The 15,012-nt window shown below is 61.5% G+C and carries 14 protein-coding genes and 1 riboswitch; all 14 genes read right to left on the bottom strand.

The window, feature by feature from the left end; translation table 11 throughout:
* Positions 1–4 precede the first annotated feature (4 nt).
* The gene (gene cobJ / locus TPH_RS02665; protein ID WP_015049683.1) at positions 5–730 is read right to left on the bottom strand and encodes a precorrin-3B C(17)-methyltransferase; all 726 of its coding nucleotides are present in this window, start codon (positions 728–730) and stop codon (positions 5–7) included.
* On the bottom strand, positions 694–1,797 hold the full coding sequence (locus tag TPH_RS02660; RefSeq protein ID WP_015049682.1) for a cobalt-precorrin 5A hydrolase: 1,104 nt from the start codon (positions 1,795–1,797) through the stop codon (positions 694–696). Before TPH_RS02660 ends, cobJ begins: the two co-directional genes overlap by 37 nt.
* Positions 1,784–2,581, bottom strand: a complete 798-nt coding sequence (gene cobM, locus TPH_RS02655; protein WP_015049681.1) for a precorrin-4 C(11)-methyltransferase — start codon at positions 2,579–2,581, stop codon at positions 1,784–1,786. The genes TPH_RS02660 and cobM overlap by 14 nt, the downstream gene beginning before the upstream one ends.
* Entirely contained in the window at positions 2,578–3,312 is a 735-nt protein-coding gene (cobI, locus tag TPH_RS02650) for a precorrin-2 C(20)-methyltransferase (RefSeq protein ID WP_015049680.1), read from the bottom strand. Before cobI ends, cobM begins: the two co-directional genes overlap by 4 nt.
* Complete coding sequence (gene cbiE / locus TPH_RS15620; RefSeq protein ID WP_201764482.1) at positions 3,309–4,874, bottom strand: precorrin-6y C5,15-methyltransferase (decarboxylating) subunit CbiE; 1,566 nt, start codon at positions 4,872–4,874, stop codon at positions 3,309–3,311. The genes cobI and cbiE overlap by 4 nt, the downstream gene beginning before the upstream one ends.
* Complete coding sequence (gene cbiD, locus TPH_RS02640) at positions 4,784–5,989, bottom strand: cobalt-precorrin-5B (C(1))-methyltransferase CbiD (RefSeq protein WP_015049678.1); 1,206 nt, start codon at positions 5,987–5,989, stop codon at positions 4,784–4,786. Before cbiD ends, cbiE begins: the two co-directional genes overlap by 91 nt.
* A gap of 143 nt (positions 5,990–6,132) precedes the next feature.
* Positions 6,133–7,026 (bottom strand): energy-coupling factor ABC transporter ATP-binding protein, encoded by an 894-nt coding sequence (locus TPH_RS02635; protein ID WP_148275825.1) that lies wholly within the window; start codon positions 7,024–7,026, stop codon positions 6,133–6,135.
* On the bottom strand, positions 7,008–7,811 hold the full coding sequence (gene cbiQ, locus TPH_RS02630; RefSeq protein ID WP_015049676.1) for a cobalt ECF transporter T component CbiQ: 804 nt from the start codon (positions 7,809–7,811) through the stop codon (positions 7,008–7,010). Before cbiQ ends, TPH_RS02635 begins: the two co-directional genes overlap by 19 nt.
* A gap of 74 nt (positions 7,812–7,885) precedes the next feature.
* Positions 7,886–8,218, bottom strand: a complete 333-nt coding sequence (locus TPH_RS02625) for an energy-coupling factor ABC transporter substrate-binding protein (RefSeq protein WP_015049675.1) — start codon at positions 8,216–8,218, stop codon at positions 7,886–7,888.
* Complete coding sequence (locus TPH_RS02620) at positions 8,215–9,021, bottom strand: energy-coupling factor ABC transporter permease (RefSeq protein ID WP_015049674.1); 807 nt, start codon at positions 9,019–9,021, stop codon at positions 8,215–8,217. The genes TPH_RS02625 and TPH_RS02620 overlap by 4 nt, the downstream gene beginning before the upstream one ends.
* Positions 9,022–9,340: 319 nt before the next feature.
* A complete protein-coding gene (gene cobD / locus TPH_RS02615; protein WP_015049672.1) occupies positions 9,341–10,435 on the bottom strand; it encodes a threonine-phosphate decarboxylase CobD in 1,095 nt (364 codons plus the stop codon).
* Positions 10,410–11,342 carry a GHMP family kinase ATP-binding protein gene (locus TPH_RS02610; protein WP_015049671.1) on the bottom strand — a complete coding sequence of 311 codons (933 nt, stop codon included), beginning with the start codon at positions 11,340–11,342 and terminating at the stop codon, positions 10,410–10,412. The genes cobD and TPH_RS02610 overlap by 26 nt, the downstream gene beginning before the upstream one ends.
* Positions 11,339–12,334 (bottom strand): adenosylcobinamide-phosphate synthase CbiB, encoded by a 996-nt coding sequence (cbiB, locus tag TPH_RS02605; RefSeq protein WP_015049670.1) that lies wholly within the window; start codon positions 12,332–12,334, stop codon positions 11,339–11,341. Before cbiB ends, TPH_RS02610 begins: the two co-directional genes overlap by 4 nt.
* A gap of 104 nt (positions 12,335–12,438) precedes the next feature.
* A riboswitch (cobalamin riboswitch) is annotated at positions 12,439–12,700 on the bottom strand.
* Between the two features lie 260 nt (positions 12,701–12,960).
* Entirely contained in the window at positions 12,961–14,991 is a 2,031-nt protein-coding gene (locus TPH_RS02600) for a methyl-accepting chemotaxis protein (RefSeq protein ID WP_015049669.1), read from the bottom strand.
* Positions 14,992–15,012 lie beyond the last annotated feature (21 nt).

Below are 15,012 nucleotides of genomic sequence, written 5' to 3'. Positions count from 1 at the left end.
CCCCTTACAGCCGATAGCCCCTCGGGGTGATCAGAAAGCCATCCCTGACGTAAGAGCGGCTGTTTCCCACCACCACCAGGGAATGCATGTTGATCTCCTGAGAGAGGAACCCGTTGAGGTCGGAGATCACCAGCATCTGCCCCGGGCGTCCGACGGAAGTCACGATCCCCACCGGGGTATCCGGGCGCCTGTATTTGAGAATGACCTCTCGCGCCTCCCCGATCTGGTTCACCCTTTTTTTGCTCCGGGGATTGTAGAAGACGATCACAAAGTCCCCCTTTGCAGCCGCCTCGATCCTCTGGAGGATCACCTCCCAGGGGGTGAGCAGATCGCTCAAGCTGATCACCGCAAAGTCGTGCATCAAAGGCGCCCCCAGTAGCGCCGCCGCCGCAGAAGCAGCGGTAATCCCCGGAACAACCTGAAATTCAACTCGATCCCGTCCGCCCGACTTCCCCAGCAGCTCCAGCACCGGCCCGGCCATCCCGTAGACCCCGGCGTCACCGCTGCTCACAACCGCCACCCTGCGACCGGAGCAGGCGAGGTCCACCGCCAGCCGGGCGCGCTCCAGCTCCTGCCTCATGCCGCTCCCGATAACCTCCTGCTCTGGAGAAAGAACCCCCTCCAGCAGCCGGATGTAGGGCCGGTAACCCACGATCACCTCCGCCTGCCTCAGAGCCTCGAGAGCCCTGCCGCTCAAATCCTCCGGAGCGCCAGGCCCGATTCCGACCACAGTAAGCCGGCCTCCGCCAGGGCGACCGTCACCCTGCCCAGCCTCGTTTTGTCGAGCACCAGTTCCCCCACCGGGACGGCAGCCAAGGCCGCTGTCTCGCATACTCCACCAACCCCCATCTGTTGACGCACAAATTCGGAATCCGCAAGGCCGGGGTTTTCGTTGAGAATCCTTCCAAGAACCCCAGCGCCGAAGAAAACCAGAGTTAATCCCCACTTCCGGGCAACCTCAAGCAGCCCGACCTCATCAACCTTCGCCTCGTGGCTTGCCAAAACGGCAACACTCTCCCTGCGGCGTCCCGCCCTCCGCAGGGCCTGGTTCAAGGCCTCTTCCACCTCGGCGGCGGAAACCCCTCTTTTACAACCGATCCCCGCCGCCAGGCTGGGAGGGCAGAGGCAGAGGCAGCCGGAGAGAGCGGCTTGCGGGAGGCGGCTGGTGATGAGCACCGGACGGCCCTCGGCAGCCGCAAGGGCGGCTCCGTCACCCCGCCAGGGCACAACCTCCATCCCGGGCAGGCGGCACCGTTCGGGGAGCGCCCACTCCGTATAGAGAACCACCCTTTCCCCCCTCAGGATCGCTCCGTTGACCCGCTTCACCAGCTCCCGGGGAACCGGCCGCATCCCCCAGCCCCTGGCCAGGGTATCCACAGCCTGCCTCCCTTGAACATCGGTAGCCGTCGTCACAACCGGCGTCGCCCCCAGAATGGACGCCGTCAGGCGGGTCAGGCTGTTGCCTTTACCCCAGTGCCCACCGAGCAGGCTGACCGCAAACTTCCCCCCTTCATCCACCACGACGACACCGGGATCCTCCCACTTGCTCTTCAGCAGAGGGGCAATCAGCCGAACGGCGATCCCCACCGCCATGATCAAAGCTAAGCCTTCATAACGGCCCCAGCAGCCGCGAACCAACCCGGCCGGGTCGGCGGTCGGCGGAAGCACCTCCACCTCGATCCCCTTCTCGGGCAGCTCCCGCTCCAATCGCTCCGCCAGAACCCCTCCGGCAGGCGTCAGGTAGATCACGGCTACCCTGCCGGGCAGAGCGCCAATCCCTTCTTTAATCCCGGCCATCGTCCTGTTCTTCCCTTCCCCACCGGTAACCGTGGCTGAAACGGGGATCGTAGAGAAGGGACCTCTTCCCCCGGGAGGCCAAAAAGTCGCCGACGAAGACCAGGGCCGTCCTGGTAATACCTGCCGACCGGGCGGCGTCGGCCAGGTTCCCCAGGGTGGTGCGGATTACCCGCTCATCGGGCCAGGAGGCCCGTTCCACGACGGCGGCGGGGGTCTCCGGGGAAAGATGCAGCATCAGGTCGGCGGCAGCCTGCTGGAGGAGGCCGGCGCTTAAAAAGAGGCAGATGGTCGAGCCGTGCCTTCCCAGTTCCTTCAATGATTCCTGAGGGGGAACCGGTGTCCTCCCCCCCTGCCTGGTCAAGATGACGGTCTGGGTCCCGCCGGGAACCGTCAGCTCCCTCCCCAGAAGAGCCGCTGCCGCTAAAAAGGAGCTGACGCCGGGAACGACCCTGTAGGGTATCCCCTCCCGCTCAAGGGCATCCATCTGCTCTTGAACGGCGCCGTAGAGAGCAGGGTCTCCGGTATGCAGCCGCACCACGGTCTTCCCGGCGGCCACCCCCTCCTTGATCAGGGCTAAGGCCTCTTCCAGGGTCAGGCCGGCGGTATCGTGGCAGGGGACCCCCGGGTGCACGAAGTTCAGCAGCTCTTTGTTAACCAGGGATCCTGCGTAGAGCACCAGTCCGGCCTCTTGCAAAAGGCGCTTTCCCTTAAGGGTAATAAGCTCCGGGTCCCCCGGCCCGGCTCCGACGAAATAGACGATTCCGGATCCCGCAATCCCGCTCATAATCCATGCCCTCCTTCTCGCCCTTTCCTGTTCCCCACCAGCACCAGGGAGAAATAATCCCTCGGCACCTCGGCAGCGGCCGCCAGGCTTCCCAGCAGGAACTGGCCATCCATCCCGCACCTGCAGATGTAGGCTGCTTCATCTAAGCGCCCGACCTCCGCCAGCAGCGCCAGGAGCTCATCGAAGACCGGTGCCACCTTTAACAGAACCACATTCTCAAAGGTGTTCAGCACCTCCTTGAGGAAGCCCATTCCCCGCGTGGCTGGAACCACCGCCAGGCTCTCCTGCCCGCAGCACAGGGCGCGGTTGCAAAGGGCGGCGGCGGCGCTGAAGGAGGCGATCCCGGGGACGGTCTCCACTTCCAGACCCGGCCTCAACCGCAGCAGGGTCTCCAAGAGGTAAGAATAGGTGCTGTAGAGCAGGCTGTCCCCCAGGGTGAGGAAAGCAGCATCCTTCCCCCCATCCAGCACGGCCAGCACCTCTTCTCCAGCCTGCCGCCACATTCTGTCCAGGGCGGAGCGGTCCCGCGTCATGGGCGCTACAAACTCCCTCACCTCTTGATCCCGCAGGAAGGGGGAAATGATCTCCAGCGCCCGGCTCCTCTCCCCCCGCTCCCCGCGCGGGACGAAGACCAAAGGGACCTCCTGCAAGATGCGAACAGCCTTCAGCGTCAGCAAGTCAGGGGAACCGGGGCCGACCCCGATCCCGTACAGTTTTCCGGTTTTACTCATTCCTCTTTCCCTCCCGTAGAGAACGCCCTCAGCAGAAACACCGGATTCTCCCCCTGCCAGATGCGGGCACTCCCGCGCGGGACGACCCGCGCCAGGTTTAAAAGAACGGCCTCCTGCCGCTCCCATCCCTCGCCCTGAAGCTGCTGCCAGGCGGTGCTGAATGTATCGGGTGTCACCGCCGAGAGAACCAGGCACCCTCCGGGGCGCAGCCAGCTTTCGGCCGCCGCGATGATCATCTGCAGCTTACCGCCGCTCCCACCGACCAGAACGCAGTCCGCCTTGGGGAAGCCGGCACAGGCCGCCGGAGCCTCCCCCTCCACCACCGCGGCATTGGAAAGTCCGAACCTTTTCAGGTTGGAGCGGACGAGCCCGGCCGCTACAGGGTCCCTCTCTACCGCCCAGACGAAACCGGGGGCAATCAGGCGTGCCACCTCCACCGTCCAGCTCCCGGTCCCCGCTCCGATCTCGTAGACAACCATCCCCCGCCGCAAGCCTGCCTTACACAGGACCAGGGCGCGCACCTCTTCCTGAGAGATGGGGGCCTCCCCACGCAGGAAGAGGTCTTCGGGCAGGCCGGGAGTGACCACATCCGCCCACTCCCGGCCGGGCGCTGCCGGGCTCCCGCTCCCAGACGCCGCCGTGCCTCCGGTGCGGTCATCCGGCGAAGCCATGTAATCCGCTATCCTTTCCCCTCCTGCCGGAGAACAGCCAGGCTCCTCCGAAACGGCGCCGCCTTCCGCCTGAAAACCGGGAAAAACGTCCTCATCCCGCAGCAGGATGACGACGCTGTTCCCTCTCCCCTTCAGCCGGGCACCCCCGGAAAGGTCGGTCCTGGTGATCAATTCCCCGGGCAGCCCCAGGTCCGTAAATACCCAGACGGCAGCAAAACCAGCCCCCCGCTCCATAAAAAAGCGGCACACCGCAGCGGGAGGATAACGCTCCTCGGTCAAGACCGCCACTTTCCCGGCATCGCCGACACTCTCCAGCTGCTCCAGCCCCCGACCGTGAACACTAACGAAGCGGAGGTCGTGCCAGGGCAGGCCGATCCGGGCGCAGGCCAGCTGTACAGAGCTGATCCCGGGGATAACCCGCAGGTTCTCCGGACCCAGCCTCTCCCGCAGACGGGGAAGCAAGCTGAAAAAACAGGGATCCCCGGAGAGGAGCACCGCCACCCGCTTCTTTTTCGCGGCCGCCGCTATGTAATCCAAAGCGCCCTCCAGATTACGGTCCAGCAAGCGCTGCTCCTTTTCCGGCGAGGCAAAGAGGGCCAAGGCATTCCTCCCCCCCACCAAAACATCGGCCTCCTTGACGGCCTCCAATGCAGCCGGAAGAAGGTAATCCCTGCTGCCGGGGCCGATCCCCACTACAGTCACACAAGCCACAGCAACCATTCCCTTCCTGACGATGATTACGCATCCCTTCAAGGCAAGCCCAGCAGCCGAAAGCTCAAGAGTCAAAGCGATGCCCGGCCTCAGATGCAGCCCGGCCCTCCCGGCGGCAGGCCCTGAGCCCCCTTCAGCCAGCCGGCCTCTGTGAGCAGGGCGATTGCCGTCCGGTCGCATCCCAGCACTCCCTCCTTATGGGAAAAGAGAACCGTCCCTACGCTGAGGTCGCCCCTGGCGTAGTCAACGGCGCGGCGGCTGGCCCGCTCCGCCAGATGCCTCCAGACCCCCTGCAGGCCTGCCTCTTTGAGGAGAACGACCATGGCCTCCACAGTCGGCGCCTCCAGGATCCGCAACAGAAGAGAGGCCTCCGCCCCCAGCGTGCCTGCCAGGGCGGCCACAACCTCAGCCCTTCCGTCAGCCACCCGGTTGTGCGTCTGAAAGACTCCGGCGGCAACCTTGGCCAGCTTACCGACATGCCCCCAGAGAACGACCCTCCGGAAGCCCAGCCGCCGGCACTCCTCCAGCAAGAAGCCGATAAAATTGCTGGTCAGAATGACGGCCTCGGGAGGGGAAGCGAGGAGCTGCTGCGCCAGCCTCACCCCACTGCGTCCGGGGGTGAAAATCAGGGTGCCGATTCCGGCGCTGCGGGCGATCTGCAGTTGGGGGAGAAGGGCCTGCCGGAAGGCCTCTTCCGACATCGGTTCCACGATACCCGTAGTGCCCAGAATGGAAATGCCGCCGACGATCCCCAGCCGGGGGTTCATCGTCTTCTGGGCCAGCCTCTCCCCATCGGGAACCGCGATCACGACCTCCGCTGCGCACCCGGAGGGCAGCACAGCCGCCACATTTTCCCGGATCATCTGAAGGGGCCCGGGATTGATGGCAGGCCGGCCGGGCTGAACCGCCAGCCCCGGCCTGGTAACCACACCCACACCGCAACCCCCGAGGACCTCGACCCCCTCACCGGGGAAGAATCTGACGGTCGCTTCAATGCGCGCCCCGTGGGTCACATCGGGGTCATCCCCCGCATCCTTGATCACCCAGGCTCTGGCACGGTCAGCAAACCGCTCCCAGCCCCCCACCCGCAGGGAAACGAGGGAGCCGCCCGGAAGCCTGACGGTTACCTGCTCCGGGTTCTGCCCGAGCAGGGCCAGAGCTGCAGCGCGGCCGGCAGCGGCCGCACAGGTTCCGGTGGTATAACCCCGGCGCAACAGTTTGCCTTCATGCCGGCGGTAGCCGACCGGGCACTCCCTTTCCAGAAACATCTGCCCCACTCCCATCTCATCCGTCAAATTAAGAAAAGGCCTCCCCAAGCCTTTTTTTAACATCCCAACCTCAGCAACAGCCTCCGCGACCGGGCGGAGCGCTTCAGGCGGGCACCCCCCTCGAAACACCTCACCGCCTCTATGGTCCCGGCGATCAGCCGCACCCTCTCTCATTCCCTACCGCTGCCGGAAGCAGCCCGGCCGGCGGCGCCATCCCCGTCCCGGATCCTGGCCAGGAGCTCCTCCACACTCCTCGGCGGGGCGTCCGGTTTCACCCATCCCCTGGCCGTGAGCTCCTCGTAGACCTCCGCGACAAACGGTTTGGCCAGCTCCGCCTCCCGGAGGAGATCGCCGTCGGCAAACACCCGATCAGGCGTTCCCTCGCCGATCACCCTCCCGGCCTTCATCACAAAGATGTACTCCGCCCAGGAATAGGCAAGATCCACATCATGGGTGGAGATAATCACGGTAACCCCCCTGCTGTTGATGTCGCTCAGGATCCCCATCACCCGGCGGGCATGAACGGCATCCAGCCAAGCGGTGGGCTCATCACAGATCAGCACCTGCGGCTGCATGGCCAGGATATCGGCGATGGCCACCCTCTTCTTCTGGCCGTAGCTCAAGAAGTGAGTCGGCCTCTCCTGCAGGTCGCCGATGTCCGTTTCTTCCATGGCTTTGTCCACCAGCCTCAGCACGGCCTCCCGGGGCAGCCCGAGGTTTAAAGGTCCGAAGGCCACCTCCTGCCTGACGCTCGCCGAGAACAACTGGGTGTCCGGATCCTGGAAGACGATCCCCACTTTTTTGCGCACCTCCAGAAGGGAGGCGCGATCGTAGCGGATCTCCTTCCCCGCCACGTAGACCTTTCCCCGTTCCGGCTTCATCAGGCCGTTGAAGTGCAGAAACAGGGTGGTCTTCCCCGCCCCGTTGGGCCCCAGAAAAGCGATCCTCTTCCCGGCAGGGATGGAAATGCTGAGGTCGACCAGAGCCGGGTTGCCGTCAAAGTAACTGAAACTCAAGTTCTTCGTCTCCAGGATGGCTTCACTCTTCAACCGGTACACCTCCATGGGATTCCCATCCCGGCCGGCGCCAGACGGCCGATGGCGATCAGCAAAATCTGCAGCAGGACGATCAGCGCCATATTCTTTCTGGAAAAAGTCAGCGGCCTTTCCAGCAGGTTGAGCTTCCCCGTATAGCATCGGGATGACAGGGCCAAAAAAAGCATTTGAGAATTGTAGTAAGCCTTCCCGAACAAACTGGACAGGAGCTGCCCCAGAGAACGATAGGATGTCTTTAAACTGGCGTAACCCCAGCGCGAACTCTGAGATATGTAGATCTTATCGGCGGTTTCCAGGAGCACGAAAATAAAGCGATAAACAAGGGACATCAATTCGATCAACAGGGAGGGGAAGCGCATCCTGTGGAGTACGGCCAACACCTCCACCAGAGGCGTCGTCAGGGACAAAAAGTAGAGGCAGGAGACCGCCCCGAGCGATTTCAAGAACAGCTCCCCCGCCTGCTGCAGCCCGGAAGCGGTCACCCCGACCGCATAACCTCCGATCCGCACACTCCAGAGAAAGGAGGCGCCGTCCCCGGCAACGGTCAGAGCCACGGTGAATACACCCAGGACAAGGAAGGCAAATGGCAACAGCATCAACTTGCAGTAGAAGCGCAAGGGTATCCCCGCCCGGACAACCGTCATCACGGCCATTACCGCAATGATCGATAAAGAGACCAAGGGGGTGAAAAAGACCAGGCCGACAACGAGCGTCAGGACGGCCAAAAGGGCCTTCTCCGCCGGGTGCATCCCGGCCAACCGGTTGGTGTACGCATACTGGTCGATTTTGAGCAAGGCTTAAGCGCTACCTCCTTATGCCGCCGGGAATCGGGTGGCCTCCACCAAAAGATTTACAGGCAACCATTCCCTCAGGTTCTCCTGAAGGCATCCAAAGACTTCTCGTCGGGAGCCGTCCCTCTCCCTGCGTTTGAGGCATCCCTCTTCCCCTTCCCATAACCGAGGTAATAGCCGATGAACCCGGCACCCAGTGCCGCCTGCAGGGCGAAGAGGAGGCTTTCCACCTCCCCGCTGGGAGGCTCCCAAAGGGTCTTAAACCAGGGTTCGTATCCGGGCCGGAGTTCGCCGATGGCCTCCTCCGCCAAACCGTCGGCCCCCCCGAACTCGGCCCCCCTCTGCAGCCACAAAGGCAATGCCGCCAGCAGTACCACCAGGAGGATCAACAAAAGGTTTCTCATCCTCATCGCATTCCGGCTCCTTCCGTAAATCTGCTCTCACCGCCAAGCACCGACAGCTCCTTCAGCTCTCGCCTGTTGTACGCCGCCAGGAGGTTGAAGACGACCACCGTCAAGAGCCCCTCGCTGACAGCCAGGGGCAGCTGGGTGACGGCGAAGATCCCCATAAACTTCACCAGTGACGCCGTAAACCCGCCAACCTGGGCGGGAAAGGCCAGGGCCAGCTGCAAAGAGGTGGTGACATAGGTCAGGAGGTCACCCAGCATGGCCGCCAGGAAAACCCCGAGCCACAGCGGTGCCTTCAGCCGGCAGCAGAGCTTATAGATATAATAGGCAACGAAGGGTCCCACCACCGCCATGGAAAAGGCGTTTGCCCCAAGGGTGGTGATACCCCCGTGGGCCAGCAGCAGGGCCTGGAAAAGCAGCACTATGCACCCCAGAACGCTCATGGCCGCAGGCCCGAAGAGTATCGCCCCGAGGCCGACGCCCGTCGGGTGCGAGCAGCTGCCGGTCACCGAAGGGATCTTCAGGGCGGACAGCACAAAGGCAAAGGCCCCCGCCACCCCCAACAGCATCTTCAACTGCGGGTGCCGCTCTACCGTTTTTGAAATGGAGAACATCCCGACCAGGATAAAGGGAATCGTGAGAAGCCACCAGAAAAGGCACCACTTTGCCGGCAAAAATCCTTCCATGATGTGCATGGCATAGGCAGCAGCAGGTGCCTGCAGCAAAACCACGACCAAAAGCGCTACCAGGATCGGCTTCTTCGGCCGCCGGAATACCGCCTTTCTTAAACACCTCCGGAAAAGCACGAAGCTCACTCCCCCCTAGTTTTTTACCATCTCCAGCCCTTACAACCCGCCTCCTGTGAACAGGCCTCAAGGCCAACATCAACAACCCCTACAAAACGATGCGGCGGACAATCATAAAAACCACCTCCCTATCCCCGGCAGGCAGCAGGCCGCTGCGGAATCGTTTCCGAGTCCTCGCTTCCGGGGCTTTATCAGGCCGCCTCTTCTCGCAGCAGGTGCAACTTAGGGCATCGGCACTTACCAAAGGCAACATGGCGGCCTCATCCCAAAAAACAGGAACATCGTCCTTTTCTGGACGGTGCCGACAGGGGCACGGATCTCATGTTTTGAACACCCCCGCCAGCAGCCCTGCCAGCTCCCGAACCAGCAGTTCGTTTTCCCGGCGCCCCTTGACGGCCACCCTGATGAAGCGTTCATCCAAAAAGGCAAAGTTGCTGCAGTCCCGCACCAGGATCCCCCTTTGGGCGAGCCTTTCGGCAACAAAGGGCGCCGAAAGGGGTGAAGCCAGCTCTATCAGGAGATAGCTTGCTTCTGAGGAATAAACCCGGATCCCCGGCAGGGCCGAGAGGGCGGCCGCCAGCCGCGACCTCTCCTCTTCGACTAAGTGGCGCGATCGGAAGGCATACCCTTCATCCTGCAAAGCGGCCAGAGCCGCAGCCTGGGCAAGGCCGTTGACCTGCCAGGGGGGATGGAACCGCGCCAGAAGAGAGATGGTCTCGGGATGGGCGATGCCGCAGCCGAGGCGCAGTCCCGGTATGGCAAAGAACTTCGTCAGGGACTGCAGAACGAGAAGCCGCCTGCTGGCAGCGGCCGCCGTCCCTGCGGTCAGCTCCCGCCAGCGGGGGTGAAAAAGCAGAAACGATTCATCGACCACGGCAAAAACCCCTTCGGCCTCGCAGAATTCAAGAAAGGTCTCCAGAACCTGCGGCGGGATCAGGCTACCCGTGGGGTTGTTGGGGTTGCAGAGGAAAACCAGCTCGGCACCCCGGGCAGCCCGCATCAAGGATTGCGTACCGGGGATGAACCCCTTGACCGGCTCCAACCGGAGCATTTTCAGTCGCCCTCCCCAGGCTCTGGCCGCCAGCTCATACTCCCGAAAGGTCGGGGCAGGGATGAGCACGGTGCGCGGTCGGAGGGCGATGAAAACCAGATAGATGAGCTCCACGGCGCCGTTGGTGAAGATCAGCTGCTCCGGCCGAACCCCGAAAAAGGGGGCATACCTTTCTTTTAAAGACCGGCAACCCGGCTCCGGGTAAACGGTGGCGTACTTTAGCCCGTCCCGCAGCAGGGAGGCAACCCCCGGCGAAGGGCCTAAAGGGTTGACATTGACGCTGAAATCCAGGAAATCCTCCGGGCGCCTTCCGTACCGCCCCGCCATCAGAGTCAGGTCACCCCCGTGTTGATGCCTCTGCACGGCACCCACCTCCCCTCCGGCCGGAGATTTTCCCCGGAAAGCGCGGCCCTCCCCCTACCAGGCGTAGGGGGTAGCAGGCCTTCAACTCCGGAAAGCGTTCAAGGATCCTGCAGGTGAAACCGCAGTCCCTTTCCATCCCCGGCGCCACCAGCACCCCGGCCACGGTGCCGCTGTGGGCCACATTGACACCATAGGCGCCCAGCCTGCCGGCAAAATCGATCAGCTCTTCAAGGCGGGGCTTGGGGAGAATCCTCTGGTGTGCCAGAGTGCTCATCGTTGCCCCCTGTCCCAGAAGAACCGGGTCCCCTTGAAGCAGCCCCTGCCGGACGAGATCCAAAGCGCGCTCCACCTGGGGCTCGTTCTCCCTGTTCAAATCACGCAAGTCCGGGCGCCTGTTGAACCCCAGGGTATCCACCCGGCCACCAAAGTCGAGAACTAGGATGCCCAAGGAAAGGGGGTTTCCCAGCCCCTCACGAAGCCGCCCCCTGACGTGGTCAAAGAGAGCGATGCCGGGCAGGAACGTCCCGTCGGAGGGCTCGATGGAGAGGGCAATCCGGGCTATTAAAGCTGGATCCGGCCGGATCCCCAGGGCCGCTGCCACGGCATAACAGCCGGCAGCCAGGTCGGCGGTGCTGCTGGCCATCCCTTTGCCCACAGGGATAGTGGAGGCAACCTCAATCACCGCCCCGAAATCCTCGCAGCCACACCAGTCGAGCAGCTTCCGCACCGCCCGTGCCGTTTTCGAGCGCCCTGCCGGATAAGCATCCCTGAGCGAGGGGCCGACATGAACGGTAACCCTGCTGAACCAGTTGACCGGACAGGTCACCAGGAAATTAACCCCTTGTAGCGTACCCTGCACCAGCTCCCCGCAGGAACCCGGCATCAGGGCAGTTCCCTGCAAGATCATCGCCAACCCCCTCCGGGAAAGATGTTGCTTCCGCCGGCAAGCAGGAAGAGGGCATAATAGAGGAACAGAAACAGGAACAGCACAGCGTCGACCAGCCTTACGGCTGCAGCGATCTGAGACCTCTCCAGAGGCTGCAGGGGATCCCCCAGATGCGCTCTTAGCGAGGGGATACCCTGATAGTAATTGAGGCCTCCCAGCCGGATGCCCAGGGCGCCTGCCACCGCCGCTTCCGGATAGCCACTGTTGGGGCTTGCGTGTTTCCTCCCGTCCCTCCAGGTGACGGACAGGGCGCGGCGCCAGTCGTAACCGAGGAGAAAAGCACCGGCCACCAGAAGAAGTACGGTAAGGCGGGCGGGGAGGAAATTGGCAACATCGTCCAGCCTGGCGGCAAACCAGCCGAATTCCCGGTACCTCTCGTTTCGGTAGCCCACCATGGAATCCAGAGTATTGATCACCCGGTAGGTCAAGGCCAGGGGAACCCCACCGACGGCGAAGTAGAAGAGGGGAGCGATAACCCCGTCGGAAATGTTCTCCGCCACGGTTTCCACTGTAGCCCTGGTGATCTCCCCCTCATCCAGGTGCTCCGTATCCCTGCCCACGATCAGCCCCAGCCGCTCCCGCGCCGCTTGGAGATCGCCATCCTGAAGAAATTCCAGAACCCGGCGGGCCTCCCGCTTCAGGCTGTTCGCTCCAATGGTGCTCCAGAGGAAAAACCCTCCTGCTGCCGCCGCCAGAAGCGGGCTCTCTCTCTCCAGAAGGGCCAGCAAAAGTGAGCTGATGATGCAAACAGGCGCAGCGCTGACCAGAACGAGAACGGCACCCGCCAGGCGCCGGCTAGCGCTAGAAGCGGCATCCCTATACAGAAGACCCTCCAATCCGGCGATCGCTTTTCCCAGCAGGGCCACCGGGTGGAACCGGCTCTCCGGGTCACCGATCAAGAGATCCAGCCCAACTGCCAGCAGAAGCGTTCCTCCAGCCGTTATTCCGAACATGCCACCACAACCCCAAATTGAAAACCCCGGCCTACACAAGACCGGGGCTGCAGCCACCAAAAACGGGTGAGCAAGCGGACAACCTCCCTATCTAGCGTAGGACATCGGTGTCCCCGGTACAGGCAGGTTTCCTGGCTCGGGTGCATTCCCACCCTGCGCCTTCCCATCCAGCACCCAATATCCCCTTCTGCAGTCGGGAGCGGATGCCTTCTTGAGCCGGCTCCGGCCCTCCGCGGGATATCAAGTGTCGGACAGTGGCACCTTGCAGGGGGGCTTCCCCTCACAGTGACGCGATCGCACCGGATTCGCACCGGTTTCCCTTTTCAGCCTTTATTGCTAAAGGCCACCTGTCCGGATATGGATTTATTCCTTTTTATTTATTTATTTTGCCGTGCCCAAACAATTCTCCTGCCAGGCTAGAAAAAATTTTTTTGTAGCCGCTTCCATCCCGCTTCTCTTACCACCGCAACAACAGGATTGATAATATTATCACAGCAGTCAAAAAAGGGCAACGAGGCAAAATTCACCCTCACCAAATCCAGGAGGGAGACTGCTGACCGACCCCAGAATCATGGGCACTTCGGTGATTTAACGGCCATTCACCCGAAAAAATTGCGATTCTATTCTCATATCTTAAAGCGCTCCACCTGCTCTTCCAGGTTTTTGGCCACTTTTAATACTTCCTGGGCGTTAGCCGCTATCTCTTCGGTGGAAGCCGACAGTTCTTCAGCCGAGGCCGATATCTGCTGGGCCGAAGCCGATGTCTCCTCTGATACCGCACTGATGCTCTGAACTCGATCCAGTATCGTGTCCTTGGCCCTGAGGGTCAAGTCCATATGGCGGTAAGTTTCTTCGATCTTCGGCATTATTGCCGCAACCGAAGCCAGGATATCATCAAAGGACCTGACCGTGTTGTTCACACTCTCCAATTGCTCGACAACCTGTTTGTCGACGCTCTCCGACGTGTTCACCACTTCATTTGTCTCAGCCGCAATGGTGCCCAGCAGGCCCTTGATCTTTTCTGAAGAAGCGCGGGATTCTTCGGCCAGCTTACGGACCTCCTCCGCCACAACGGCGAAACCGCGGCCGGCTTCCCCGGCACGCGCCGCTTCAATGGCGGCGTTCAAGGCCAGGAGATTCGTCTGGTCGGCTATACTGTTGATCACTTCCAGTATTTCACCGACCTGATTGACGGAGTTGCTTAAGACGGTCAGCTTCTCGACGACACCTTTGAAGGCTTCATGCACGCCGTTGATGGAGGCGATAAGAACGTCCAACTCTTTCTTGCCCACTCCGGCCAGCCTGGAGGCCTCTTCGCTGCCGTCCTTGACGTTGCCGAGTTCGTTTTCTACGTTCTCCAGATGATGGGCTATGTTTTCTGTAAGCTTGAGGATCTCCTGCAGATGCTCCGCCTGTTCTGAGGCACCTGCAGCCACCTGCTCAATGGCTTTGGCCGCTTCACTGGAGGAGGAGGCGATCTCTTCTGAGGCAGCGCTTAGATTTTCTGAATTGCCGGACAGGATTTTGGCGCTATCTTTGAGGTCCGATAAAAGCGGCCTGATGCCGGCCTGTATCCCATCCACCGCCCGGGCCAGCTTCCCTATCTCGTCCTTCATATTGAGAAACTTCTCCGGCACAAGCTGCGTGAAGTCACCACCCGCTATGTGCCCCAGATGTTTCTCTACCACGATCAGAGGAGTGGCAATGGTTCTTGCCATTACGTAAGTCAGCAAGAGAGCAATGATTATTATTACCACAGATAAAGTCAGCAGTGAATGCTTAAGGCTGGACACTTCTTCCAGCACCTCGGCTGCAGGGGCGGTGACCGCCAGTGACCAGCCGGTACTTTTAACCGGTGCATAGGCCATGATCCTTTCCTGACCCTGGAATGTATATGTGCTGACCCCTTCCTCCCCCCTCGCCATCCTTGAGACTGCCTCTGCCAGGAGAGAATTGTCGGACCCCGCCTGCTCAATCAGGTTTTCCTGGGACAATACCCTCTCAATGTCCTTATGGGCAATGGTCTTGCCGTTGCCGTCAACAGCAAAGGCATAACCGGTACGGGCGTAAGTAACGTCGGCCACCAAGTTGCTGAACATGGTGGCGTCCACCAGACCGACCAGTACACCGGTTATCTCGTTGGTGGCATAGTGGCGTATCGGTGCTGCATAGGCGAATACTACGGAATCATCATCTCTGCTGACGATCGTGCTGGAGACGGCAGTCTCTCCACTAAGGGCAATCTTAAAGTATTCCCGATCGGCGATGTTGGCCTTGCCGCCGTCGGAAAAGAATGTGTTCCCATCCCTGTCGGCAATGCCGAACTGTTTGAAGCCGAGTTCAGCTGCAGTTTGCATTTCGCTGCGAAGGGCTGCCATTTTTTCATCCAGTTTTGCTTCGCGTTCACCCCACCTGCCGCGGATAACATCTTGGGCGGCAACGCTTTTCACCAGGCAAAGCCGCGCCTGGATCCTGCTGTCCTGGGTCTCAGCGGCCTGCTTAGCCACTTTGAGCATGGCGTCCTTAGCCTCTATTTCCAGAGCTTGCTCTGTGCGCCTCTCACTCATCAACGACAGGACAAGGCACCCGATTAGAACAACCAGCCCGAACAAAACAGTCATCCTCACTTGCAAGCTTCCCATAAGTTTTTCCTTCATACCACCGGTCGCTCCTGCTCG

This window comes from Thermacetogenium phaeum DSM 12270 (genome assembly GCF_000305935.1).
Classification (GTDB): Bacteria; Bacillota; DSM-12270; order Thermacetogeniales; family Thermacetogeniaceae; genus Thermacetogenium; species Thermacetogenium phaeum.
This window is presented reverse-complemented; position numbering and strand designations above follow the sequence as displayed.